The organism is Acinetobacter sp. YH12152 (genome assembly GCF_013418285.1).
Lineage (GTDB): Bacteria > Pseudomonadota > Gammaproteobacteria > Pseudomonadales > Moraxellaceae > Acinetobacter > Acinetobacter amyesii.
This window is the reverse complement of sequence record NZ_VPCH01000051.1, coordinates 1-24,928: the sequence shown is the minus strand read 5'-3', so window position 1 is coordinate 24,928 and position 24,928 is coordinate 1. Positions and strand designations below refer to the sequence as shown.

The 24,928-nt window shown below is 38.0% G+C and carries 19 protein-coding genes; 13 read left to right on the top strand and 6 right to left on the bottom strand.

The features are described from left to right. The first annotated feature begins 275 nt into the window (after positions 1-275). Positions 276-1,037, top strand: a complete 762-nt coding sequence (locus FTU83_RS14255) for an alpha/beta fold hydrolase (RefSeq protein WP_168379488.1) — start codon at positions 276-278, stop codon at positions 1,035-1,037. Between the two features lie 45 nt (positions 1,038-1,082). Here the strand turns inward: FTU83_RS14255 and FTU83_RS14250 are convergent, their stop codons facing one another. The 6 genes from FTU83_RS14250 to tssH are packed head-to-tail and all read right to left on the bottom strand — an operon-like array spanning position 1,083 to position 8,725. Continuing rightward, positions 1,083-2,039 (bottom strand): M15 family metallopeptidase, encoded by a 957-nt coding sequence (locus tag FTU83_RS14250; protein WP_180005377.1) that lies wholly within the window; start codon positions 2,037-2,039, stop codon positions 1,083-1,085. Beyond that, positions 2,036-2,707 (bottom strand): hypothetical protein, encoded by a 672-nt coding sequence (locus FTU83_RS14245; RefSeq protein WP_180005376.1) that lies wholly within the window; start codon positions 2,705-2,707, stop codon positions 2,036-2,038. The genes FTU83_RS14250 and FTU83_RS14245 overlap by 4 nt, the downstream gene beginning before the upstream one ends. 12 nt (positions 2,708-2,719) lie before the next feature. After that, the gene (icmH, locus tag FTU83_RS14240) at positions 2,720-3,523 is read right to left on the bottom strand and encodes a type IVB secretion system protein IcmH/DotU (protein ID WP_111885479.1); all 804 of its coding nucleotides are present in this window, start codon (positions 3,521-3,523) and stop codon (positions 2,720-2,722) included. A 9-nt stretch (positions 3,524-3,532) separates the two neighbouring features. Next, positions 3,533-4,897: a type VI secretion system baseplate subunit TssK gene (gene tssK, locus FTU83_RS14235; protein ID WP_180005375.1), complete on the bottom strand. Its 1,365-nt coding sequence runs from the start codon at positions 4,895-4,897 to the stop codon at positions 3,533-3,535. Between the two features lie 5 nt (positions 4,898-4,902). Further along, positions 4,903-6,033 carry a type VI secretion system protein TssA gene (gene tssA, locus FTU83_RS14230; protein ID WP_180005374.1) on the bottom strand — a complete coding sequence of 377 codons (1,131 nt, stop codon included), beginning with the start codon at positions 6,031-6,033 and terminating at the stop codon, positions 4,903-4,905. Positions 6,034-6,052: 19 nt separating this feature from the next. Next, the gene (gene tssH / locus FTU83_RS14225; RefSeq protein WP_180005373.1) at positions 6,053-8,725 is read right to left on the bottom strand and encodes a type VI secretion system ATPase TssH; all 2,673 of its coding nucleotides are present in this window, start codon (positions 8,723-8,725) and stop codon (positions 6,053-6,055) included. 372 nt (positions 8,726-9,097) lie between these two features. On the opposite strand from tssH, the gene FTU83_RS14220 reads away from it, so the two are divergent. The 12 genes from FTU83_RS14220 (at position 9,098) to FTU83_RS14165 (ending at position 24,817) form a co-directional block, all read left to right on the top strand. Continuing rightward, positions 9,098-9,793 carry a hypothetical protein gene (locus FTU83_RS14220; protein WP_180005372.1) on the top strand — a complete coding sequence of 232 codons (696 nt, stop codon included), beginning with the start codon at positions 9,098-9,100 and terminating at the stop codon, positions 9,791-9,793. A gap of 15 nt (positions 9,794-9,808) precedes the next feature. Next, entirely contained in the window at positions 9,809-10,312 is a 504-nt protein-coding gene (tssB, locus tag FTU83_RS14215; protein ID WP_078193364.1) for a type VI secretion system contractile sheath small subunit, read from the top strand. Then, entirely contained in the window at positions 10,305-11,789 is a 1,485-nt protein-coding gene (gene tssC / locus FTU83_RS14210) for a type VI secretion system contractile sheath large subunit (RefSeq protein WP_168379480.1), read from the top strand. The genes tssB and tssC overlap by 8 nt, the downstream gene beginning before the upstream one ends. 48 nt (positions 11,790-11,837) lie before the next feature. Next, positions 11,838-12,341 carry a type VI secretion system tube protein Hcp gene (locus tag FTU83_RS14205; protein ID WP_078190771.1) on the top strand — a complete coding sequence of 168 codons (504 nt, stop codon included), beginning with the start codon at positions 11,838-11,840 and terminating at the stop codon, positions 12,339-12,341. Between the two features lie 70 nt (positions 12,342-12,411). Further along, the gene (gene tssE, locus FTU83_RS14200) at positions 12,412-12,888 is read left to right on the top strand and encodes a type VI secretion system baseplate subunit TssE (RefSeq protein ID WP_078190770.1); all 477 of its coding nucleotides are present in this window, start codon (positions 12,412-12,414) and stop codon (positions 12,886-12,888) included. 15 nt (positions 12,889-12,903) lie between these two features. Next, positions 12,904-14,712 (top strand): type VI secretion system baseplate subunit TssF, encoded by a 1,809-nt coding sequence (gene tssF, locus FTU83_RS14195; RefSeq protein ID WP_180005371.1) that lies wholly within the window; start codon positions 12,904-12,906, stop codon positions 14,710-14,712. Next, positions 14,676-15,668, top strand: coding sequence for a type VI secretion system baseplate subunit TssG (tssG, locus tag FTU83_RS14190; RefSeq protein ID WP_180005370.1), 993 nt, complete (start codon positions 14,676-14,678; stop codon positions 15,666-15,668). The genes tssF and tssG overlap by 37 nt, the downstream gene beginning before the upstream one ends. A 2-nt stretch (positions 15,669-15,670) precedes the next feature. Continuing rightward, positions 15,671-17,116, top strand: a complete 1,446-nt coding sequence (locus tag FTU83_RS14185) for a hypothetical protein (RefSeq protein WP_180065983.1) — start codon at positions 15,671-15,673, stop codon at positions 17,114-17,116. A 28-nt stretch (positions 17,117-17,144) separates the two neighbouring features. Beyond that, complete coding sequence (gene tssM / locus FTU83_RS14180) at positions 17,145-20,978, top strand: type VI secretion system membrane subunit TssM (RefSeq protein WP_180005368.1); 3,834 nt, start codon at positions 17,145-17,147, stop codon at positions 20,976-20,978. Positions 20,979-21,035: 57 nt separating this feature from the next. After that, a complete protein-coding gene (gene tagF, locus FTU83_RS14175; RefSeq protein WP_180106983.1) occupies positions 21,036-21,995 on the top strand; it encodes a type VI secretion system-associated protein TagF in 960 nt (319 codons plus the stop codon). Between the two features lie 20 nt (positions 21,996-22,015). Next, the gene (locus FTU83_RS14170; protein WP_257222640.1) at positions 22,016-22,762 is read left to right on the top strand and encodes an OmpA family protein; all 747 of its coding nucleotides are present in this window, start codon (positions 22,016-22,018) and stop codon (positions 22,760-22,762) included. A gap of 405 nt (positions 22,763-23,167) precedes the next feature. After that, entirely contained in the window at positions 23,168-24,817 is a 1,650-nt protein-coding gene (locus FTU83_RS14165; protein ID WP_180005365.1) for a long-chain-fatty-acid--CoA ligase, read from the top strand. The last annotated feature ends 111 nt before the right edge of the window (positions 24,818-24,928 follow it).

The following is a 24,928-nucleotide window of genomic DNA, read 5'->3' as shown; positions in this document are numbered from 1 at the left end:
GTCCAGATTTAAATCCAATAGAAAATATGTGGTCACGAGTCAAGGCGATTCGAACTAAGTTTAGAGTTAAAGATATTGATAAATTATTTAAAGATTACTGTAATGATTTATTTGGTATTTAGCTATAGCTCGCTATTTCATTTTATTAAATAGCCTAAGCAAATTAAATAGTTGTTACATAAAATAGCCTAAGTGTGATTAATAAATTTTAACGGTCATTTGATTTCATTCCATCAACTAGGCATCATAATGTCAATTTAACATAGTATTCAGAAATGATCCTAAATTACGAATATCATCAAAAATTAGAAGGCGAAACGCATCCACTAGTCTTTATTCACGGTTTATTTGGCAGCCTGAGCAACTTAGGGATGCTTGCCAGAGCTTTTCAAAATTCACATTCAGTGATTCAGCTCGATTTACGAAATCATGGTAAATCACCTCAAAGTACAGAAATGAATTATCGTGAAATGGCAAACGATGTACTTGAGACATTAGATGTAATTGGCATCGATAAGTTTTCAGTGATTGGCCATTCCATGGGAGGAAAGGTCGCAATGCAATTGGCTTTAATCTCAGAGCGGGTAGTGCAACTTGTTGTACTGGATATCGCGCCCTTTGCATATCAAGAACGTCATCATGATGAAATATTTAAAGCTTTGATCGCTGTACAAAATGCACAAATTCAATCTAGACAACAAGCGGTTGAAATTATGCGTGAGTATATTCATTTCGATATGGTGATACAGTTTCTGCTCAAGTCTTTTAGCAAAGGACAATGGTTGTTTAATGTAGATGCGTTGTATAAACAATATGACCAGATTATTGGTTGGGAAAATATTGAAAATACTTGGCAACAGCCTGTATTGTTCATCAAAGGTGGAGAGTCACCTTATATTTCAAAAGTGGAACATACCAATACGATAGAACAACAATTTCCAAATGCGAAAATTGTAGAGATAGAAGGCGCAGGCCATTGGTTACATGCAGAAAAAACAACTGAAGTAATAGAGCAAATACAAAATTATCTAGAATAATACAATGTGCCTTCAATTATATTTTGAAGGCACAACATCGAAATATTACTCAATTGAAATATTATTGGCTTGAAGCTGACCTTCAGAGGTGAGTAGTGCCGCCATCTCTGCAGTTTTTTTCAGGCCTGGCATACGATATTCTGTATGGCCATAATCTTGAATGGATTTCCAGCGTCCGCCCCATGTTAAACCGACAGACTCAGCGGCTTGACCGTAAAGTTGATAACCACGCATAGCCCAAGGGTCTCGTTCAGTAATGACCACTTTTCCATTGCGTTTAAAGGCGACATCGGCTGCTAAACCAAACTGATGATAACTTTGGAAGCCACGGGCACGAGTGGTATTTTTATTGGTGGCTAAATTATTTTGACGTTCTGGACTACGATAACCTTCAAGCAAAATCATTTCATAGCCATGTTGTTCACGCATGATTTTGAACACCATCAATAAACGCTGCTTATAACGAGGGTTCATTTTATGCCATTTACGATCTGCTGAAGGCACATCCGTAGAGTATGAATGCGTATGGATATCTTGAACTTCTGGATTAAAGCTTGAGGCCATAACAGATGGCTGCTCAATCATTGCAGCTTCTTCTGCAATTGCTTCTTGAACAAGATATTCTTCGACTTCAGGAGGGGCATCTAAAACTTGCCCATCGAGCATCGAGTAAATTTGAGGATCGACTTTGCGTAAATAATCTGCTTCTACTTTACTTGCAGTAATCGGGCGAGTAAAAGCAAATAATAAAATACTGGCAAACAGTAAAAAGCCTGCAAATAAAATCCACCATTGTTGTAAATGCCAGTGTGATTGAATCTGTTGTGGTGCTGCAGCATAGTTCAGTTCATAAGCAAAATTTTTGGCGTGTTGAATTCTTTTTTTACTTTGTGGAATGATTTGAAAGAAAAAATCTTGAACTTTAATTCTTAGCTCATAAGAAAAGCAAAGCACTGTCACCAGTGCTAAGACAAAGAAACAACTAACCAAAAAAATGATCATGGAGAAACTGTAGCGCTCACAGTCGCATTGGCAGTGCTTGTTGCAGCAACCACTTTTGGACGTTTGGTTTCAGAAATTTGCGTTCCGCCCATCGGTTCTTCGAAGTGCTCATCTTCTTTCACTACTTTCGTAGATGGCTCTGTAGGCTTGGTCACCTTGGCCGTTGTTGGCGAAGCTTTTGGTTTCGCTATAGTATTTGGAATATGTGATTTAACGGTTGTTGTAGCAGCTACAACAGGGCGCTGCGGTTGGGTAATTTCAAAAGGTGAACGGTTATTCGCCACAGCTTGAACAGGCTGAGTTGCCTTAGCCGTGTTACCATGATTGAAAGCAGTAGCTAAATCATTCGAATATAAGTCATTATCCGGATCTTTTTCTTCAGTTGCATGAACGGTTTGCTGCGCTTTTTCAGCTGAAGCTTGCTCATTTTCGTTTTGACGAGGTACAGCGGATGCCTCAGTTTCAACTTTATCTTCAGTTGGGGCAGAAGTAGTCATTTCTGCATTTGTAGGCTGATCGTCAGAATTTAGATAAAAATATCCCAGGCCAACAACAATAATCACCGCTGCACCAACAAGAAAGCCAATCGCAGCATGAGCTAAAGGCGGTAAATTATTTTTTTGAGTCGACTGTAAAATTCTAACGTTATTCGATTTTTCGTTTGCCATGGTGTCTAAGTCTTATGGTAAATGAATGGTGATATAAGCCTGTTCCGATGGGGCAGTTATGACGTTTTGATATTGTGATAACGCCTGATTATTTTGGCTAGATAACATATATCTCAGTCCACCAAATGCTAATACAGCAAACAAAGCCCAAAAGATAATGATCCAAAAAAATGGTAATTCACGGTGAATAATGTTTTTAATTTGATCCGGTAATGCCGCGAAAGGCGAAAACGCCTTTTTACCTTTCATATAATCAATTTCATCACCGACACGTGCAACGAGTGAATTGAGCATTTCAATCGATTCAAGTCGGTATTTACCATGAAAACCAAGGAGCATGCAGTAATGATAAACTTCAAGTGCTGCTAAACGATCTTTATTCTTAGAACGAATTTGCTCTAAATTTTCAAAAAAGCGGTAACCCGCAAGCTGTGAACCAAAAAGACTTAATTGCAATGGATTCATCATCCAATTGTTTTGTAAATCAAAAAAGCGTGCATCTTGTTGGGTGACAATGGTTTCATCTAATAAAGCGCAATAGGCATATTTTGCGTCCGTGATATCTTCATTGCTGAATTGAAGCTTACGGGCTTGGCTTTCAAATCGGTTTAATAGATCCATAATTTTTGTCCTGAAACTTTCAGGGCTGGATGGAACATATTGATTTTTGAGTAAGAATACGATGTAAAAACCATCATGCAGTAGATCAACTAAATTGGTTGAACTGTTGATTTTCGGTTCAGCACTTGGTTTTGAAGAGCCTAATCCAATTTGACCATCGTCAAAAAGTGAAGGGGCATTATTTGAAATATTCATGATTGCTCCTTAACCATTCATCACTGCAATAAGTTCAATCGAGATATCTTGGAAGCCAGCTGGTATGTAAACGCAGATGGATTCAGAATCAAGCATACGTTGATACAAATCATTATTTGGCTCAACTTCAAAATAACTCACACCTGAACGTACCGGAATTGCTGTTGGCACTTGCATCATATGTTGCAATGGAACAGCCGGTAATGCTGCCATGACACGCTGTTCAACATCGACAGTATTGCCGACTTTAAAGCGCAGTGGTACATAAGAAATAATGTCATGTGTAGGCATTACACTACTTGAAACAGCTAAATACAGGCGCGAATCGCGAGTAATTTTGTCACTTTCAAGACTGCCCACCCAGTAGGATTGACGGGTTTCTTTCAAGTTAATACTGATATATCGATTTGAAATAATCGTATCGAGCAACTCACGTAAAATCACATCTAATTGAGCAAAACTTTCTTGCAAATTATGATGTTGATATTGTGGGAGTTGATCTACATCATAAGCTGTAGAGAAGGTGAGTAAAGAACCTGTCAGACGTAATAATTCAAAATACAAACGTTCAGGATGAATCAGTGGATATTGCAATAAATGATTTAAGGTCGCATGTGCAGTATTCAGCGCATTAACCAACCAAAATGACACAATATCACCTGAACGGAATTCAATTAACTTTTGTTCGTTTTCACGATTATTCGATTGAATGGTTTTAATTTTAGCTTTGATAATATTGAGCGTTCGTTTAAGCCCAGTAATCAGCGAATCACACGAACTAATATGTAATATTGGTGGAATGAATTGATAATCTAAAACAAAATTACCTGAACTTTGGCGCTTAATTCGGCCAATAGGCATGTAAAGAAAACCATCAAGATTGTGCTGTGGTTCTTGGCCTAATTCAAAGATTTTAAACTCTGCACGGCGGTGTAATAAAGTAATTTCAGCAGCCGTCGCATCTGTAAACAAATCATGAGTTTCAGTCAAATGTGAATGATAGCGACTCGATTGGGTATTTTCTTCAAAATTGACGTTTCGTTTATTCGGTTGAACGATCGGTAATGCTAAATAAATTTGCATTTCACCACGTAAATTTAATGAATCAAGTAGTATAGGCTCAGGTAATAAATCTTGTGCAGGTGCTTGATAAATCTCGCCATCTTGCCAAATCATTTCGACTTTATTCAAAGCCAAAATATTAGTACTGAGTTGTGATTCATCAAAAATTAAACTTTGAATACCATAAGCGAACGGTATTGTTGCGCGAACCGTATGGTTTAAACGCTGTTCATGATAAGCATCTTGTAATTGAAAGTGTTGCGGGCGTAAAAATAATCCTTCACCCCATAAAATTTTTTCTGCTTTAAACATTGTTTTTACCAGTCGCTATTCGATTCATTACTTTGTTGCTGAACACCTAACATTTCTTGTACAGCTTCAAGAGGGTTTTCCTCCTTAATCACATGAGTTAACCATTCATGTAGAGGCATTTGTGACCATTTAATGGTTTTTTGCAGCATATAACTGACAGGGCTATGCGGCTCATTCACTTGAAAATAGTCAGCAATATCTTGCAAGACTTTCATGGCTTGTTCACGATTTTCAAGATGATTTTGCACTTGAGGTTTAAACTGCTGTGTATGCTGTTGTTGTATTATTTGCATATCATTCTGCACGGAAGTTACAGTGGAAAGTGTCTGGCTTTCAATTGGAGAATTTGATTGAACCTGTTCAGCGCTCGATGAATTGATAAAAGCATCTGCTTTATAGATTTTTTTTAAACTCAAGTGAATCATTTCGATTTGAGAGTCAATGCCAGCAAAGCTTGGCGCATCTAAACCCATCAAATCATCAAGAGTCGTTTTTAAGTTTTCCCAATGGTTTAAAATATCTAAAAACTGTTGGTAATACTGGTATTGAATTGATTTTGAGGTATTGAACAAGGCATGTTCAAACTGTTCCATACCATTAAAAGACTCTTCTTGATCATCATCTTCATGGTTGGATTTACGTCTTTGGTTTTGAACATGAAGTAGTCGATCATAGTCGGATAGGGAATAAGCTGCCGCGCCATGAACGATTGAAACTGATTTAATTAATGTTGGGATTTGATTAATTATCCCTTGTAATAAACCTAGACGTTGATCAAGGTCATCATCTTCAATTTCAGGATGAAGTTGTAGCCAAAAGTCTTGCAAACTTTTTTGTGTAAGTTCAATCCCTTTGGCAATCCCTTCGAAACCATGAATGTGAGTCCACGCTTCAAGCAACCAACCATATAAGCGAATATCTTTTGTATGTTCGCGAAGTAGATCTGACGATTTTTGGTGCACAAAGCCCCAATCTGCCTGTTTTGGTTCTGCGATCCAGTCGCCTTGATCCAAGAGCGGGTCATCTTGTGTTTTAGCTTTTTTAATTGCATGAAAATCATTTGAAAATGAAAAATCACTACCGCAAGGTAAATCGTCCGTAATCGGTTGCAATAAAGCGTCGAGCTCTAAACTCATATTCTACATCGTTCCTAACTTATGCTTCTAAGGTTTTAGTCTTTTTGCTGCTGCGTTTTTTCGCAGGTTTACTTTTAGGATCTAAAACATAAATAATTTCATCGTCTTTGACATCGATTTCAATGACTGATGGAATCTTTTGTTCACTCATTGCCATCAACAATTCAGTGGCTAAAGCAGGTAAGACCGTCGCATTTAAAATGTTGTCGACATTACGCGCACCACTATCGACCTCAGTACAGCGACTTAATAATAATTCGACTAAATCATCGGTATAGCGTGTTTGCGTACCATATTGTTTTTCAATACGCGCGGTGATTTTGCCTAATTTATGCTGAATAATGCGTACGAGCAGATCATCGTGCAATGGGAAATACGGCACGATACGCATACGACCTAAAAATGCCGGCTTAAATTGTTTATATAAAGCTGGTTTTAATACATCTAGAAGTTCTTCTGCTGACGGCCATTCTTCTACTGGCTGATTTAAACAAGCCTGCATAATGGCACTTGAGCCTGCATTTGAAGTCAATAAGATCGTGGTATTTTTAAAGTCAATGACACGACCTTCACCATCTTCCAAAGTACCTTTATCGAATACTTGGTAGAATAGCTCTTGAACATCGCTGTGTGCTTTTTCAATCTCATCGAGCAAAACCACACTATATGGATTTCGGCGAACTGCTTCTGTCAGTACGCCACCTTGGCCATAACCGATATAACCTGGAGGAGCACCTTTTAAAGACGAGACGGTATGTGCTTCTTGATACTCAGACATGTTAATGGTGATTAAATGTGACTCACCACCATATAACTCGTTTGCTAACGCGAGTGCAGTTTCAGTTTTACCCACACCACTTGGGCCAACCAGCATGAAAACGCCTTGAGGTTTATTTGGATCTTCCAATTTTGCCTTAGAGGTTTTAATGCCTTGTACCAGTTGATGCAGTGCATAATCTTGCCCCATCACACGTTGTTCTAACTGTGCTTCAAGCTTCAAAATTTGCTGAATTTCATCATTCACCATTTTACCAACAGGGATGCCGGTCCAGTCTGAAATGATTTCATTAATAATTTGAGCATTTACACGTTCAAAAACCAGCGGCGTTTGACCTTGTAACGTTGCCAGTTGGTTACGAATATTGCTTAAAGTTTCAATATTTTCTGGTTTTTGCTCGGACTCTTGTTCAAGCGTTTTAATCTGTTGAACGATTTCGAGTTCTTTTTTCCACTGCGTTTCTGTTGACTGAATCTCCTGTTCAAGCGCGGATATTTGTGTTTTTACACTTTCAATGCGTTCGTGGTGAATCGGAATATTCTTATGTTCATTTTCAAGAATCGCCAATTCAAGCTTCAAATTATGTAATTGAGCTTGAAGTTGATCCAATTTTACTGGTTGTGCATTTTGCGTTAACGCAACACGCGCAGAAGCTGTATCTAAGACACTAATCGCTTTATCAGGCAATTGACGGCCAGTGATATAACGGTGCGAAGCATGGACTGCAGTAACGATAGCTTCATCGTCAATTTGTAAATTGAAATGTTTTGCCATCACGGGAATCATGGCACGCAGCATATCGATTGCGACTTCTTCAGTCGGTTCTTCAACCTGAATTACTTGGAAGCGTCGGCTTAATGCGGCATCTTTTTCAAAATACTGCTTATATTCAGCCCATGTGGTTGCGGCAATGGTTCTTAACTCACCACGTGCAAGCGCCGGTTTTAACAGGTTTGCTGCATCATTTTGACCTGCTTGACCACCAGCACCAATCAACGTGTGTGCTTCATCAATAAATAAAATGATTGGATGTGCAGAGGCTTGAACTTCATGAATAACTTGTTTTAAGCGATTTTCGAATTCACCTTTAACACTGGCACCCGCTTGTAGTAAGCCCATATCTAAAGTATGAATGCTGACATTTTTTAAAGCATCTGGAACTTGGTTGGTTGCAATTTTTAATGCCAGACCTTCAACGACAGCAGTTTTACCAACACCAGGCTCACCCGTTAAAATCGGATTGTTTTGACGACGACGCATCAAAATATCGAGCATTAAGCGGATTTCAAACTCACGACCAATCACAGGATCAATGCCACCATTTTTAGCTTTTTCAGTAAGATTAATGGTGTATTGGTCTAGAGCTGGTGTTTTAACTGGCGTAGTTGCATTCGTTTGTGCTGCTGATTTTTCATCAAGTGTTGCAGTTGCTAAATCTTCATTTTCAATGCTTTTTAGGCAAAGATCTAAAAATTTATGTTTAATCGTATCGATAGGTAATAAATCGAAAAGAGAAGAAGCTCTTGCTGCAATTTGGTATAAATCTGGCGCGGTAAGGAGCGCAACAAGTAAATGACCACTACGAATTTGTGGATTTTGTTCAGCAGAAGCTAATAACCAAGCTTGTTCAAGTAAGCGCACAATGGATTGGGCAAAAATAGGAGTGCGCGTATTTCCTTTTGGAAGTTGAGCAATACTTTCTTTGAGGTCATCTGCCAAACCATCTGCAGAAACTTTGTATTTTTCTAAGAGTATTTGAAGGTCATTTTTATTGTTATAGGTTAATAATTCGAGTAAAAAATGTTCAATTTCGATTTCATAATTTTGCTGTGAAATACATGTATTGGCTGACTTTTCAAGTGAAATGCGGGCGTGAGGTGAAAGTTTAGTAATTAAAACTTTTAAATTATTCATAAATAACTCATCAAATTTAGAATCCACAGTACGAAATTTTACAAGTTTGACTGTGATCTCTTTTTCTTGCTATAAAAATAAAAACTTTAAAATCAACACCTTATATGTTATTAGTGTCTTGCTTTAGGCGATATAATACAGACTAAATAAAAAAAGGAAAAAGATTTTTTTATAAAATGAAACAAAAAAAAACAAATAGTCGACAAACTTTGAAGTATTTGGCACATTTTTGTATTGACTCTATGTGCTTATTTTTTGTTAAATCTGCAGCATATTTTTAATTTTGATAAATGAAGAGAAAACCCACGGGAAAATAAGTGGTGATTTCTCCACATAAATTAAGTTTTAGCACGTAGAAATACAGAGGCAATTTTGAATAAATTTAGTGTTTTATTACCTATAATTTTAGCAGCCAGTTTAACACAAACCGTTTTTGCAAAAGATAAAGCGGCATCTGTGAAAAAATCCTGTTTAAAGAATTATCCACTGGCAGTAGGTGATACAGATCCAGAGATTATTGGTTTTTATAATCAGTTATGTGACAAAAAAAATAAGAAAAATGAGAACTTAAAAAATGAAATTTTTGTAGATATTGCCAAAAAATATCAAGCCAATGGTTACAATTTAAAAGCATTGCAAGCGGTCAATCTGCTGCGAGAAAAGAACTATCAGTCGCCTGAACTTACTGATGTCACTTTTTTAGCAGGTATCGCTATTTCTTATAATGCGCTGAATCATATGCGGAGTAATGAAAATCGTACTCTAGATGAACAGACCTATTCTCCTGCCAAAGTGTTGTCGGATAATATTCGTTATATTCAGCCGACGATTGATAAATCTACGTCTACTGCAGCAGATGCTCGTGAAAAAAGCACTGAATCTTCGAGCAATGTGAAATCTAAACAGACGATACCTACAAAAAAACGAACCAATACAGCGTCTACGAAGCCTAAACAAACGAATACAGCAGCAAGTAAAAAGAAAACCACCACGACAGCAAAACCGCAAGCTACAGCGAAAAAACCTGCTACTGGTGGTTCACCTTTCGATACATTGAAGAATAAATAACAAGGAAAAGCACTCATGGCAAAACGTGAAAGTGTACAGAAAAAACTTCAACGAATTCGTCCTCCTCGTGTTCAATTGACTTACGATGTTGAAGTTGGCGACGGTAAAGAAATTAAAGAGTTACCATTCGTTGTAGGGGTGTTAGGTGATTTCTCTGCGGCATCTGAAGTAGAGAAAACTAAATTAAAAGACAAGAAATTCATTAATGTTGATTTAGATAATATTGATGAGGTAATGGAGTCTTTAGCGCCACGTGCTAATTTTCAAGTTGAGAATACCTTGACTGAAGACGGTGGAAAAATGTCGGTAGATCTTACATTTAAGAGCATGGCCGATTTCACTCCAGAGCAAGTTGTACAACAGGTTGATCCATTACAAAAGTTAGTTGCCGCGCGTGAGCGTCTGTCTGACTTGCGTAATAAAATTTCAAATAATGAACGCTTAGAAGATTTACTGGATGAAGTGTTACATAACACTGATCAAATTCGTAAGTTGAGTGTGGAGGCAGAAAATGAGTAATTTTAATACTGCAACTGCTGCAAACCTTGAAGCAACTGAAGAATATTCGCTTTTAGATTCAATTGTTGAACAAAGTCGTATTGCGCGTACAGATCAAGAACATGATCGTGCAAAAAGTCTGATCGGTGAGCTTGCCAAAGAAGTCATGGCAGGTACCATCACCGTTTCGGACAATATGACTTTATCAATTGATAAGCGTATTGCTGAAATTGATGCGTTGATTTCATCTCAGTTAAGTAAAATCATGCACCATGCTGAATTTCAAAAAATTGAATCGACATGGCGCGGTTTGTATTATTTCTGCCAAGAAACGCCTTCAAACTCTCTAACAAAAATTCGTATGTTAAATACGACGAAAAAAGAGCTGATTAAAGATTTCCAAGGTGCGACCGATTTTGACCAAAGCACATTGTTCAAAAAAATCTATGAAGAAGAATATGGATCATTCGGTGGTGCACCTTATGCAACACTGATTGGTGATTTTGAGTTTGACCGTACACCTTCTGATATGTATTTGCTTGAGCAAATTTCACATGTCGCGGCGGCTGCACATGCACCGTTTATTTCGGCTGCTAGCCCGAATATGTTGGGACTAGAGTCTTTTACTGATATTGATCGTCCGCGTGATGTATCTAAAATCTTTGAAACAGCAGAATATGTACAATGGCGTTCATTCCGTGAAAGTGACGATGCACGTTATGTTGCGTTGACAATGCCACGTGTATTGGGTCGTTTGCCATATGATCCAAAAGAAGGCATTGCCACTGAAGGCTTTAACTTCGTTGAAGAAGTTTCCGGCGAAAACCACAATGAATATTTATGGATGAACGCGGCTTATGCTTTTGGTACACGTTTAACCAATGCTTTTGATATGCATGGCTGGTGTGCTGCGATTCGTGGTGTAGAAGGTGGTGGTTTAGTTGAAGGCTTGCCTGTCCATACGTTCAAAACCAATGATGGTGAAGTGGTCTTTAAATGCCCAACTGAAATTGCCATTACCGACCGTCGTGAAAAAGAGCTGAGTGATCTTGGTTTTATTCCGTTAGTTCATTGCAAAAATACTGATTATGCAGCATTTTTCGGTGCGCAATCGACGCAAAAACCTAAAAAATATGACAGCGATACAGCTAATGCAAACTCTGCATTGTCTAGCCAGATCCAATACATCATGGCAGTTTCACGTATTGCACATTATTTAAAAGCAATGATGCGTGACAAAGTAGGTAGTTTTGCATCAGCAGGTAATGTTGAGACCTTCTTAAATGAGTGGTTATCGCAATATGTATTACTTGATGATGGTGCATCTCAAGAAGCTAAAGCTCAGTATCCATTGCGTGAAGCTTCTGTAAAAGTTGTAGAAAATCCAGCTTTGCCTGGTCACTACAAATCTGTGGTTTTCTTAAGACCACATTTCCAGTTGGATGAGTTGTCTGTTTCATTACGACTTGTGACCGAGTTACCTCAGTCCTCAAATTAATTTTGGGTCAACACTATAATAACTTTAAATAAATAGGTATTCAGAACAATGAAAGATATATACATTCAATTTCGTGGTAAGTACAAAGTAGACGGCGAATCTCGTGATGCAGAGCACAAGAGTTGGTTAGAAGTAAACTCTTGGACGCATAACATCCGTCAACCTAAATCTGCGACTTCTTCCAGTGTGGGTGGTCACACCGCAGAACGTGTAGAACATTCTGACATGGTTTTTGTTAAAGATTTAGATGCGACAAGCCCTAAACTTTGGGAAGCATGTTCAGCAGGTTATACATTTGATGAAGTTCAAATTGATTTTTACCGTGCGAATGGCGACAAACGCATTAAATATCTTCAAATCAAACTGAAACATGTGTTGGTTTCTAGTGTGACACCAACCGTAAATGATGAAGGTGTTCCACACGAATCATTTGGTTTGAAATATGCTGCAGTAGAGTGGACATATAACCAACAAGATATTAACGGTACTGCGAAAGGTGCTGTTACTAAGAAGTGGTCATTATCTAACAACACTGCTTCATACGCAGCGTAATAGATGGATTCAGATAGAGGCTAACTTGGGTAGCCTCTATTTTCATTTTTTTAAATATTTATAAGAAGATATGAATCTCGATCAGCTTTATCCTTATGGTTTTAGAACGACATTATTTGACCGCTTATTACCAGCTGATGCTCAACAGACTCAAGGTCTGTCTTTGCAAGAACTTCGTGAATCTGTTGCTTCCGATTTAGAGGATCTCCTCAATAGTCGTGTGGCAAAATTAGATGAACTGATTGATGACTTTCCATTAGCAAAAAAGTCTATTTTGCAATTTGGCATTATCGATTTTGTGGGCTTATCGACAGCAAATCCATCGGATCGTGACAAAATTTGTCAGTCAATTGAACAATCGATTGCTGCACATGAGCCGCGTTTAAAGCAGATTCGAGTCGAAATGCTCATGGATGGTCATAATATGGGGGCACTATGTTTAAGTATTCAGGCATATTTAAATATTCATCCTTTATATGAACCGGTTATTTTTGATGCCTTATTAAAACCAACAACACAACAATATGTTATTTCTCCAAGAGCTTAATGAAGTGGGTTATCTGTGATTGAAGAGCTGTTACCGTATTACGAAAAACAACTACAGGAATTTGGACAACAGTCCCGTGAATTTGCCAGTAAATACCCCAAAATCGCCCAGCGTTTGTCTTTAAACCAAGAACAAATAGATGACCCGCATATTGAGCGTTTAATTCAAGCATTTTCTCTAATTTCTGCACGGATTGATAAAAAACTTGCAGATAGTTATGACGTTTTTACCCGTTCAATTTTTGAGGTGATGTTTCCTCAATATTTAAAACCATTTCCTGCATGTTCTGTGGTGAGCTTCGAAGATATAAATAAAATTAAGCAATTAACAGATCGACACGTTATTCCAAAGGCGACCAGTCTAAAAGCCAAAAGTACGCGTGGTGTTCAATGTGAATATCAGACGGTACAAGAAGTCACTTTATTACCGATTCAATTAAAACAGCTCAATTTCAAAACTCATCCATCGGCACATATGCATTTAAATCAAAATGCTACATTGAGCTTAGGATTTGAAATTTTTTCGAATAAGCACGCTTTACTCAAAAATGAAACTTTGCCGATATTTTTAGACGCTATTTCTAATTTTCCTTTACAGGTTTTAGATAGTATTTTTAAATCGACTACGAGTTTTTCGATTCGTGTGGGGCAGCACATTTTTGATATTGCCAATCCATTTGAAATTATGGGCTTTGATGAAGTTCAAAGTGTTCTACCTATCGATCAGCATACGCATCATGCATATCGTTTATTGATGGAATATTTTTGTGTTCCTGAAAAATTCAATTTTTTAAATCTAAATTTAGATTTCATTAAGTTTTTAAGTTTAGAACACAGTGAATTTGATGTTCAAATGCACTTTAAGCTTAATTTAAACGATCAAGCGGCAATTCGAAATTATTCTGAATTAAATGCTGCAAATTTTAAATTGTTTGCTACACCAATCGTTAATCTCTTCAATAAACAAGCAGAGCCGCAAAAGATTAATCATAAGCGAATGGAATATCCATTGGTGACAGATGCGCACCATCCTGAATATTTTCAGGCCTATAGCATTTTAAAAATGAATATGGTGCGTGAAAAAAGTAACCAAGATGAAGTGTATTATCCGGTACTGCCTTTTTTTGCAATGAGTCATTATCATCAAGATAAAGTCCAGTTTTTTTATAGTTTAAATCCGCAGCAGATGAAGAATAAACATCAGGAATTAAACTATTCAATCATATCTCGTGCTTTAGACCCGCATAGTACTCAGTCCGATTTTATTAGTACTGAACTTTTGTGTAGTAATCGTGAGTTACCTTACGAAAGTTATAATAAAGATCAGAATGCATTAACACTGAATGATAGTAATTTGGCACGTCGTGCTCTGATGCTCAAACGACCGTCGTTACCGTATTATTTTGAGCAAAATAAACAAGAACAGTGGCGGGTCATTTCACATTTATCTTTGAATAATATGTCTTTAATGAAAGGCGATGCGGTCTCTCATATTAAAGAACTTTTGGAATTGTATAATTTACCTAAATCAAAAGAAAACCAAATTATTATCGACTCCATAAAAAAGATTCAGTTTTCTACTACGCAGAAACTTGTGGATAGTAAACCATTTCCATTATTTGTCAGAGGTTTAAAAGTACAGCTCGATATCGATGCGGATATATTTAGAGGACATAGCCTATATATATTTAGTCAATTGCTGGCCCATATCTTTAATTTAAAAGTCAATATGAACAGCTTTGTCGATGTCTCGGTTTTTGATGCAAATAGTCAACAGGAGTTATACCAATGCGTGCAGAACGTTGGTGGCAAGAAAGCTCTGTAATTGACGGACTTTTCCAAGAACCGAAAGCCTACGAGTTTGTTCAAGCCACTCGTTTGTTAAGACATGCACCTTATGGAGCGGCTCAAGTTCACTGGGCAAATGACTTTGAGTTTAATAGTTCACTTAATCTGAACTTCCCGAACACTGAAATTGAAAGTTTAGAGTTCAACGATGAGAAAGTTGAACTGACAAATTTAATGGTAGGTTTAACGGGTATTCAAGGTGCATTACCTTATAGTTATACCAATAAGATTAAGCTCAGCGGGCGACATCAGCGACACGAAACTCAAAAGTTTTTAGGGCTGTTTAATCATAAATTAACAGCACATTATGTTGATGCCAGTTTAAATTATCATTTACCTATTCGTTATGAAATCGAGCAGGATAATCACTATCTTGATATTTTACATGCATTAAATGGTTATATCCGTAGCCAGCATGATCAGCCAGATTTAGATGATTATTTTGCTGAATTCTCAGGTTTAATGCAGGGGCAAAACAATACAGCTTATGCATTAAAAACCATGCTGAATTGTATCTTTAAGCAGAAATTTGATATTCGAGAATTTATCCCTGAAACTTTTGTATTTGAAGAAGATCAGAGAACATGTTTAGGTGGATCTCAGCCAAGCTTATTGGGGCTGAATACTTTTTGTGGTGAGAAGATTCAACAGATTGACGAAAAAATTGAAATCGTGATTGGACCTTTAAATCATGAAGATTATTTAACATTTTTACCGAATCAGGCACGCAGCCTAAAATTAAAACAAATGATTCAAACTTGGTGCAGTCCAACATTAATGGTGGATGTGCGCTTAATTTTACAAAAAGAAGAAATAAAACCGGTGTGTTTAAATTCTTTGAGCGGAATTGGTTTAGCTCAGGGAGCATTTTTACAGCCGAATAAACAGGTCGATAATACAGAAACCTGTTATGCCTTAATGGGGAATTTATAATAATGCTGAAATTAATAATTGGAACCTTTAGTACGCTTTTTGTTTTGTGTACTGCTTTCGTGATTTTTTACTGGCGAGATACAGGCTATGACCCGACAGCTTTCGATTTAGTCACATACTTTTTACTTCTTCCTTTAGCTTTATGTGCAATTATTTTGTCGCCTTATTTGCTTTACAAGGGCATTCAACATCAAAAAGAAAAAAAACTTGAAGCTGAAAAACGTGCAGAAGAACAAGCTGAGCAACAACAACTTGAGGCCATTGAACAAGCAAAACCAAAGCCTATTGATGTACAGCAATTTCGTTTAAATGTTTATTCTTCAGCGGCTTGGCATAGTTTTGGTGAAAACGAACAAATTATCCAAGATATTCAACAATTCAAAAGTCCTGAACTCGATGATAAGTTATTTAATGCATACGGTTTGCCTGTTCTTTCATTTCGAATCAAAGATTTAGATGAACTCACTAATGAAGAAGCAGATGATGAATATAGTGCCATCACCATGCGTGAAAAACGAATCCAGTCACTTATTCAGCAACAACTAGAGCAACACGTTGAAAGTCTATTTTTAATTGCAGAGCATCTGAAGCAATCAGCACTCTTTTATGATAGTGAATTGGCATATCAGTACCGTATGCATCCGGGTTGGGTGGATCCAGATTATACGCAAGATGAACATTCAGAACATTTGGCGAACTATGCACAGCAAGTTTCACGTTTAAATCGTTTAAATGTCCATATTTTGCTTGCTGATAATTTGATTCATCAATGGAATGATGATTATGCTCAAATTATTCAGCAGTATTTATCTGACGGATTTTCGATCATTCCCGAACAAATTCATATCGAGCCACATTTTATCGGCACTCAAGTCGCTTATTCAGAATGGTTAAGCATTTTAGAGATGATTTCAAAACAAAAGTTTGAAGTCAGTTTGATTCTCAATGCTGACTCTGAAATCGATCAAGAATGGATTGATGAAAAGATGTGGTTACAAGAAAAATACATTGCTGCAGAATTTGCATCGAGTTGGTGTTTGGCTGCTTCAGACGTTCAAGTTCGAGGTTTAACTCCAAATAAAGTGCTACAAGTGGTGGCACATGAGCCTGAGTTGAAACGTCATTTAGAGCTTCAAGCACTGAATAATTTAGATCAGTATGATCAAGAACAACCCTTTTTATTGATGTTAGATGATGCAACGGATATGAAAGTGGTGAAAAAATTACAGTATAAATTTAATGAAACAGCGATTGAAACCTATCATTTTTTATATACAAAACAGAATCTTGGAAATACCCAGCAATTGGCAAAAATTTTTGGATTCATGTTGGGTATGCACTTGCCAGAAGAGTTAACTGCCATGATTTATAGCACAGACCAAGAATCGACATTTGCTTTTATTCAAGCATTTTCAGTAGAAGATGAACTTGAACAAGAAACTGTTTAATTAGAATTAAGACGAAATTGAGAACATTGTGAACACACTATTTTATACGATCCTCGGTTATGTTTGGCAGTACGTCACCAATCCTAAAGCGATGGTGGCTTTGTCATTTTTTGTGGCCATTGTTGCCATGCATAATTCGATTCCGCAAAAGACTTTTTATATTGTGGTTGCTGTTTATATTCTCGGATTAATTCTGTGGGGTATATATGAATTAGTACAGCATTATCGTCATAAACAGCAAGGCGAGGAACTTGCTGAGGCGATTGCCAAGGATAATGAAGCTGAATACGGTAAACAAAAAAATAAAGAAGAACTTGCGCTGATCAATCAGCAAATGAAAGACTCGATTCAACTTATCCGTAAATCAAAACTCGGCGACAAAAAGGGTAATGCAGCCCTATATGAATTACCTTGGTACATGGTGATTGGTAACCCAGCAGCGGGTAAAAGTTCAGCGATTTATAATTCTGGTCTTAGATTTCCATTTGAAGAAACTCATCAGAAAATGGTGTCGGCAGGTCTAAGTGGTACTCGTAACTGCGATTGGTTTTTCTCTACAGATGGTGTCTTACTCGATACCGCAGGTCGATATTCTGTTTATGCCGAAGACCATTCAGAATGGTTAGGTTTCTTAAATATTCTCAAGAAAAACCGTTCTAAAGCACCAATTAACGGTTTAATCGTGATTGTTTCTGTGGCGGAGCTTGTTAGTCAAAGTCCTGAAAAATCAATCAAATTAGCCAAAAACTTACGCGCACGTATACAGGATTTGACGGAACGTTTAGAAATTTTTGCGCCAGTGTATATCGTTTTTTCAAAAATGGATTTGATTGCTGGCTTTACAGAATTTTTTGATTGTTATGATAAGGATGAATTTGATCAAGTTTGGGGTGCAACACTACCTTATGATCCAGACTCATCCGAACATGCTGTTGAGATGTTCGAAAAGCATTATTCAATTTTATATGATGGTTTGAAGAGCGTCAGTACTACGCACTTGAGTCGTCGTCATTCGCAAAATATTTCTCCAAGTGTAATGACATTTCCACTTGAGTTTAAAAGTTTAAAGCCAGTGCTCAAAACTTTTATTGGTACGTTGTTTCAAGACAACCCTTATCAGTTTAAACCGGTATTCCGTGGGTTCTATTTCACCAGTGCGTTGCAAGAAGGTGTGATTGAAAGTCCAATGACGGAGCAAATCGCTGAAGACTTTCATTTGGTGAAAAGTACGGATAGTGAGTTTGGCATTCCTACGAATTCTGTTTCGCAAGACCATGGTTATTTCTTAAAAGGACTCTTTTCAACCGTCATTTTAAAAGATAAAAATCTAGTTAAACAACATATCAATCCTGCACGTAAACGTCAGCGCTTTATGGCATTTATTGCTGCATTGTTATTGGTTGCTGTGGTGCTTGGGTTATGGGTTTGGTCGTATCGTAATAACCAACAACTCGTGGCGGAAGTTCAAGCTGACTTAGACAAAGTTGTGCAAATGGAAAGCCGTAGCGGAAGTGAGCTTTCGACTCAATTGGATGCATTGCTGATATTACAAGGGCATTTACAGCAGCTCGATCACTTTGATGAAGATCGTCCTTTGAAATATAGCTTTGGTTTATACCAAGGGAATAAAATTCGTGAAAAACTCAAAGTTGAGTATTTACGAGGTATTCAACAAATTGTATTAGCACCATCTCAGCAAAATATGGCGCAGTACTTACAACGTGTCAAAGCCAATGAATCGACGTTGAAAGAAAATCACGTCAATGTACAAATTACTCAAGCGGTGAAATCAAATCAGCCATATTTAGAACCATCGGATACCAATCCTCAGGATGCCTACAATGCACTGAAGGCGTATTTGATGATGAGCAATCATAAATATATGGAATCGAGCCATTTGAGTGACCAAGTTACTCGTTTCTGGCGTTCATGGTTAGATTCAAATCGTGGTCAAATGCCACGTGGGGAAATGATTCAAAAAGCCGAACAAGTTTTATCTTATGCGATGACTTTAGCTGCTGATCCTGCGTTCCCGCAAATGGAATCTGATCCTTTATTGGTAGATCAAACACGTCAATTATTAACGGCTGTTACTATGGGTATTCCTGCACGTGACCGCGTTTATAATGAAATTAAAATGCGTGGTTCGGTACGTTTCCCTGCAGTGACTGTGAAGCAAATTTTAGGTGAAACAGGCCAAAACAGCATGTTGGGTAGTTATGCCTTGCCAGGTATCTTTACTTACCAAGCTTGGAATGATTATGTAAAAGATGCGATTAACCAAGCCGCGAATAATCCGACTGATACTCAAGATTGGGTACTCAATACCAATCGTTCTGATGACCTGACGTTTAGTGGTAGTCCAGACCAGATCAGTAAACAGTTAACCGAACTTTATAAACAGGAATATATCGCTGAATGGCGTAAATTTTTAAATGCTGTGCATTATGGCAAAGGCGCAGATGTCGCTCAGCAGTCACGTTTTATCGATATTTTAGGTGAACCTGAAAATTCGCCAATTCGTAAAGTTGTCGACCGTATTGCAAAAGAAACCAGCTGGGATAATCCAATTGTTCAAGCAGAACTGGCTGCACCTCAGAAAGGCTTTATTGCCTGGTTTAAACGTAAAGTTCTTAGCCGTGATGATGCGCAGCAGGCACAGCAAGTTGCTTCAAAAGCCGGTCAAGGTGTTATTGCAAAAGAGTTTGATGTGTTCTATCAACTAGTTCGTAAGCGTGATGATCAGCAAAACAAATCAATTTTAGATGAATACATGCTGTCTTTGAGTCAAGTACGTAGTAAGTTCAATGATTTGAAGAGTGGCGGTGATATGGGGCCTGCAAGCATGACATTGGTGAAACAAACCATCAATGATCAAAACTCTGTCTTTAATAGCACGCAAAAATTTGTGGATGAAAAAATGTCTGTGGGTCTGAATGAATTAGATCAACAGTTGATTCAAAAACTCTTTATGCAGCCGGTGACTCAGTCATTTGAAGTTCTTTTGATTCCAGCTCAAAACGAAATTAATAAATTATGGGCAATGCAGGCGTATCAACCATTTACAACCAATCTTGCACCTAAATATCCATTTAATAGTAATGCTACTTTACAAGCGACCAGTAATGAAATTAGCCAAATTTTTGGTGAAAACGGAAGTATCGCTCGCTTTGTAAAAGAATATTTAGATCCATTGGTGATTCGTCGTGGCTATACCTTAACCACGAAAACATGGAAAGATTTGGGCATTGGTTTAAATCCACAATTTGTAGCGAATTTCCAACGCTATGTTGCGCCAAGTAATGGCGTTGCTACAGGGGAATTGAGTCAAGCAGCACCTGCGGCAACCAATCAATCGAACTTCCAATTCTTCCCATTAGAAAATACACAGTTGCTTTCATATACCATTGATATTGATGGTCAGCGTATGGTGTATGAAAATGGTGTTCAGCAATGGGTGAACTTCGTGTGGCCAAATAAAGGGGCAATTCCGGGTGCACGTATTACTGCAATTGACTTGGAAGGTCAAACGCATACGATTTTTGATGAGCCGGGTGAATATGGTATTAACCGATTGATTGAAGGCGCTCAGCGTACTCAAAATGGTAATTCATTTGAAATGGTGTGGCGTAGCAAACAAAATCCAAAAGTGTTTGTAAAAGTGAACTTCCGTTTAATTAGTGGTAACGCATCTGGCCCAACTACAGGTTCAGGCTATTCAGGTATGACTCTTGTTGATCAAGTGGTGACGAATAAAGGTGTTCGTGTCGTAGCAGCGCAAACGATGCCAGCAGGACAAGCACCTGTAGCGCCACCAGCGACTTCACCGATGAGTGTTGTACAAGGAACAGCAACACCATGATGATGAATTTAAAAATGAGAGCGGTGGCATTCGTGCAAAAGAGCAAGGAGTGTGACGATGTATGAAGTGAGAACGATACCGCTGTATTATGGGAAATGTCCAGCTCGTGGTGACTTCTTAAAGAGCCGTGAACAATATTCACTGATTCAGTTAATCGATCAGTGGATCACGGAGGCGCTTGAGTTCGCTATGCGTTCAGACAATTTTAATGCAGCGTATAACTCACTGCCTTCATTAGATTTCTTTATTGCCAGTCCAAAAGATAAGCGTTTTTTGGTTGCCAATTTGATTAGCAGTGAAGACAGTTCAAAGCGTCAATTTCCAATGGTGCTCGCTCATCTGCTAGAAATCGATGATCCTTTCGATAATATTTTGTATGCACCATATCGTTATAAACAGACTTTGATTGACTTATATCAGCGTAACCGAGTGATGCGTTCTATTCGCGATCCCGATATTTTGCTCGATAAATTAGGCAAACTGAATAACGAAATCCAAGTATTCGGAACAGAAGAAACCTCTTCTTTTTATGAGCACCATACTTTGCATTCATTTGCACGTTTATTGAATTTTACGCCTTATCAGTTGGCGCAAAGCATGATTGGTCTCGGTTTGCTGCTACAACCGATTATTCATCAGGGCACGTCTCGGTTGAATAAAGTGTTGATCTTACCGATCAATAATATTAGTTACTGCTATGAAATCGCGGCTTTTTGGGTCAATTTGATTAGTCGCTTTGTCGAAAACCAAGATGCTGAGTTATTCATTGGCATCCTACACAGTGATTCACCTGTTTTACTATTTGGTTTTCAAGGTGCTGATATTACTGCACTCAGTGATGTTTTTACCCAAAATATGCAAAGTGATCATTGGGTTTCCCTGATCGATGCCAGTTGGATTGATCCTTATCTTGAACAAAATGCAGGCTTAGCCGTTTTGGAACAGTCTTTGAGTGAGCGTCAGATCAGCCTTATTCATGGCATTAAACTTTTTAGACAGACTTTTATAGAAGAATAATGATGCAAAGAATCTTACCAATGTTGCCCAAATTTCTTGCGAGTGTGTGCATTTTAGGCTGTTCGGCTTTGCTCTGGGCAGAACCTATTGTGATTGAAGGAGCTGTACCGAATGAAGCAACCAAGCAAGAAATATTAAATAAAGCCTATTTGACCTATGGTCAGGCAAATGTGGTTGATAAAATTCAGGTTCGAGCGGTTACTGCACCCAATGGTTGGGGCAATAGCGTAAGCCAGATGATTAATGATGACTTAAAGAAAGTAAAACAGGGGAAACTCTCTGTACGCGGAACGCAAGTCGATTTAAGTGGAAAGATGTCAAATCAAAACGATATCCAACCCACGACCACCAAGTTTCAGTCTTTGGTCACAGCACCTTTTCGTTTCAATGCACAGCTTTCTGTCAATCAGGCTGAACAGGCTATTATTGATGCGGCTTTACGTAATCGTATTATTGAATTTGAATCGGGCAGTGCCATTTTAGCGCCATCTGGGGTACAGATCTTAGATGAAATGGTTGTCGCATTGAACCGTGTCGGTGGGAAAAAAGTACGAATTATTGGTCACACAGACAGCTCAGGAAATCCTGAGAAAAACTTAAGTTTAAGTCAAGATCGTGCTAATGCAGTTAAAAACTACCTGATTTCAAAAAATATTGCAGCGGCGAACTTAAGTACTGAAGGGATGGGATCAAATAAGCCTGTAGCAGACAATGCTACGCCTGAAGGTCGTAAGAAAAACCGTCGTATTGAGTTTGAAGTACTGTAACTATTTCAACTTAACTACAACGGCTAATGCAACGAATGAACCCAGTGTATCTAGACTGGGTTTTTTTATGCTAATTGACTCAGTCGATTATTTGATAACTGAAAACGACATTTTTTAAAGCAGCAGTGTTATAACTAAATAAGACTATATTTTGAATAGGGCTAAAGTTTTAATTTTTGCATTTTATACCACTAAAGCATTCATATTTTGAGCAATAAAACAGTGGATTCTAAAATCAATTAAGGTTAAAACATAAGAATCAGTTTTGGATATGCGTTTCATATCTACTGCTTTCAACCTTGTCGTTAAAGAATAATCACTTTTGACATGGCGCAAAGTTTTAAAAAATCTGCAGGACAGTGCGGAAAAACAACAACTCAATATGGATGAATGTGGGAGCAAAGAATGCTTGGTAATATGATGTTTAAACCGCTTTTGATTAGTAGCATGATTGAACATGCGGGTCGCTATCATGCGGATAGTTTAGTAATTTCAAAAAATACAGACACGACGATTACGAAAACCACTTGGGGTGAAGTCCATAAAAATTCAAAACGATTTGCCAATGTTCTTGCATCACTCGGTTTAAATTTAGGGGATCGTGTTGCGACCATCGCTTGGAATAACCATCGTCACTTAGAGTCTTGGTACGCTATTTCAGGTAGTGGTTATGTATGTCACACCATTAATCCACGTTTATTTCCTGAACAATTAATTTTTATCATCAATGATGCCGCAGACCGCGTCATGTTATTTGATAAAACCTTTTTGCCTTTAATCAAAGCAGTAAAACCATTATTAAAATCTGTTGAACATTTTATTTGTTTAGATGGACCAGATGCAGCGATTGTTGAAGCGGTGCCCGATGTGAAGTTTTATGATGAACTTATCGCGGGGCAATCTGCAGACTATACATGGCCAGAATTAGATGAATTATCGGCTAGTTCGTTATGTTATACCTCGGGTACCACAGGCAATCCGAAAGGCGTGTTGTATAGTCATCGTTCAACAGTCTTACACAGTTATGCGATTTGTATGCCGGATTCATTAAATATCTCAGCGAGAGATATTATGATGCCCGTTGTACCGATGTTCCATGTCAATGCATGGGGTACGCCATATGCTGCGGCAATGGTGGGATGTACTTTAGTGCTGCCAGGCCCAGGTTTAGATGGTGCGAGCCTGACACAAATGATTGATGACTATAAAGTATCCGTTGCATTAGGTGTTCCAACAATTTGGCAGGGATTAATCAATGCTGCGCAGCAAGCGGGCAGTCAGCTCCAAAGTTTAGTGCGAAATGTGGTGGGTGGATCTGCTTGCCCACCTGCGATGTTGAAAGTCTTTAAAGAACAATTTAACTGTGAAACGATTCATGCTTGGGGGATGACTGAAACCAGTCCATTAGGTTCTTCAAACCAGTTTAAAGCCAAACATTTATTATTATCTGAAGAAGAACAATTACAAGTAAGATTGTCTCAAGGTCGTCCACCATTTGGGGTCGATTTACGTATTACCGATGAAGAAAACGGTACACACGAAGTTGCACGTGATGGCGAAACGACGGGTAATTTACAGATCCAAGGGCATTGGATTATTGGCAATTACTTTGGCAAAACAGAATCTGCATTAACCTCAGATGGTTGGTTTGATACCGGGGATATTGCAACCCTGAACGAAGATGGTTTCTTAAAAATTAGTGACCGTTCAAAAGATTTGATCAAATCGGGCGGTGAATGGATTTCTTCTGTTGAGTTAGAAAATTTAGCTATGGGACATCCCAAAATTGCAATGGCAGCAGTGATTGCAGCTACTCATCCGAAATGGGATGAGCGTCCTGTATTAATTGCGATTAAAAAGCCAGATGTTGATTTATCTGATACAGAAATTTTGGATTATTATGCAGATAAAGTTGCTAAATGGCAGGTACCTGATAAAGTAATTTTCGTGGATGCTATTCCATTGAGTGGCACAGGGAAAATGCTGAAAAAAGATCTGCGTGAGCAATTTGGTGCTGTATTACTAGAAAGCCAACTTAATAGATCTCTTTCATAAATCAAAAAACGATCTTCTTTTTGGTTAATATTTGCACTCCGGATTTCTTAGCATTCGTGCATAATCTGCGGATGAAATACATCGATTCAAACAAGCTTTCTGATCCTCAGT

Excerpts from the sequence above, each read along its gene's own strand:
- tssK (WP_180005375.1), bottom strand. The coding sequence starts at position 4,897 with ATGTTTAAAGCAGAAAAAATTTTATGGGGTGAAGGATTATTTTTACGC.
- tssE (WP_078190770.1), top strand. The coding sequence starts at position 12,412 with ATGAATCTCGATCAGCTTTATCCTTATGGTTTTAGAACGACATTATTT.
- FTU83_RS14170 (WP_257222640.1), top strand. The coding sequence starts at position 22,016 with ATGTTGCCCAAATTTCTTGCGAGTGTGTGCATTTTAGGCTGTTCGGCT.
- FTU83_RS14255 (WP_168379488.1), top strand. The coding sequence starts at position 276 with ATGATCCTAAATTACGAATATCATCAAAAATTAGAAGGCGAAACGCAT.
- FTU83_RS14245 (WP_180005376.1), bottom strand. The coding sequence starts at position 2,707 with ATGGCAAACGAAAAATCGAATAACGTTAGAATTTTACAGTCGACTCAA.
- tssH (WP_180005373.1), bottom strand. The coding sequence starts at position 8,725 with ATGAATAATTTAAAAGTTTTAATTACTAAACTTTCACCTCACGCCCGC.
- icmH (WP_111885479.1), bottom strand. The coding sequence starts at position 3,523 with ATGAATATTTCAAATAATGCCCCTTCACTTTTTGACGATGGTCAAATT.
- FTU83_RS14205 (WP_078190771.1), top strand. The coding sequence starts at position 11,838 with ATGAAAGATATATACATTCAATTTCGTGGTAAGTACAAAGTAGACGGC.
- tssB (WP_078193364.1), top strand. The coding sequence starts at position 9,809 with ATGGCAAAACGTGAAAGTGTACAGAAAAAACTTCAACGAATTCGTCCT.
- tssC (WP_168379480.1), top strand. The coding sequence starts at position 10,305 with ATGAGTAATTTTAATACTGCAACTGCTGCAAACCTTGAAGCAACTGAA.
- FTU83_RS14165 (WP_180005365.1), top strand. The coding sequence starts at position 23,168 with ATGCTTGGTAATATGATGTTTAAACCGCTTTTGATTAGTAGCATGATT.
- FTU83_RS14250 (WP_180005377.1), bottom strand. The coding sequence starts at position 2,039 with ATGATCATTTTTTTGGTTAGTTGTTTCTTTGTCTTAGCACTGGTGACA.
- tssA (WP_180005374.1), bottom strand. The coding sequence starts at position 6,033 with ATGAGTTTAGAGCTCGACGCTTTATTGCAACCGATTACGGACGATTTA.
- FTU83_RS14185 (WP_180065983.1), top strand. The coding sequence starts at position 15,671 with ATGCTGAAATTAATAATTGGAACCTTTAGTACGCTTTTTGTTTTGTGT.
- tagF (WP_180106983.1), top strand. The coding sequence starts at position 21,036 with ATGTATGAAGTGAGAACGATACCGCTGTATTATGGGAAATGTCCAGCT.
- tssG (WP_180005370.1), top strand. The coding sequence starts at position 14,676 with ATGCGTGCAGAACGTTGGTGGCAAGAAAGCTCTGTAATTGACGGACTT.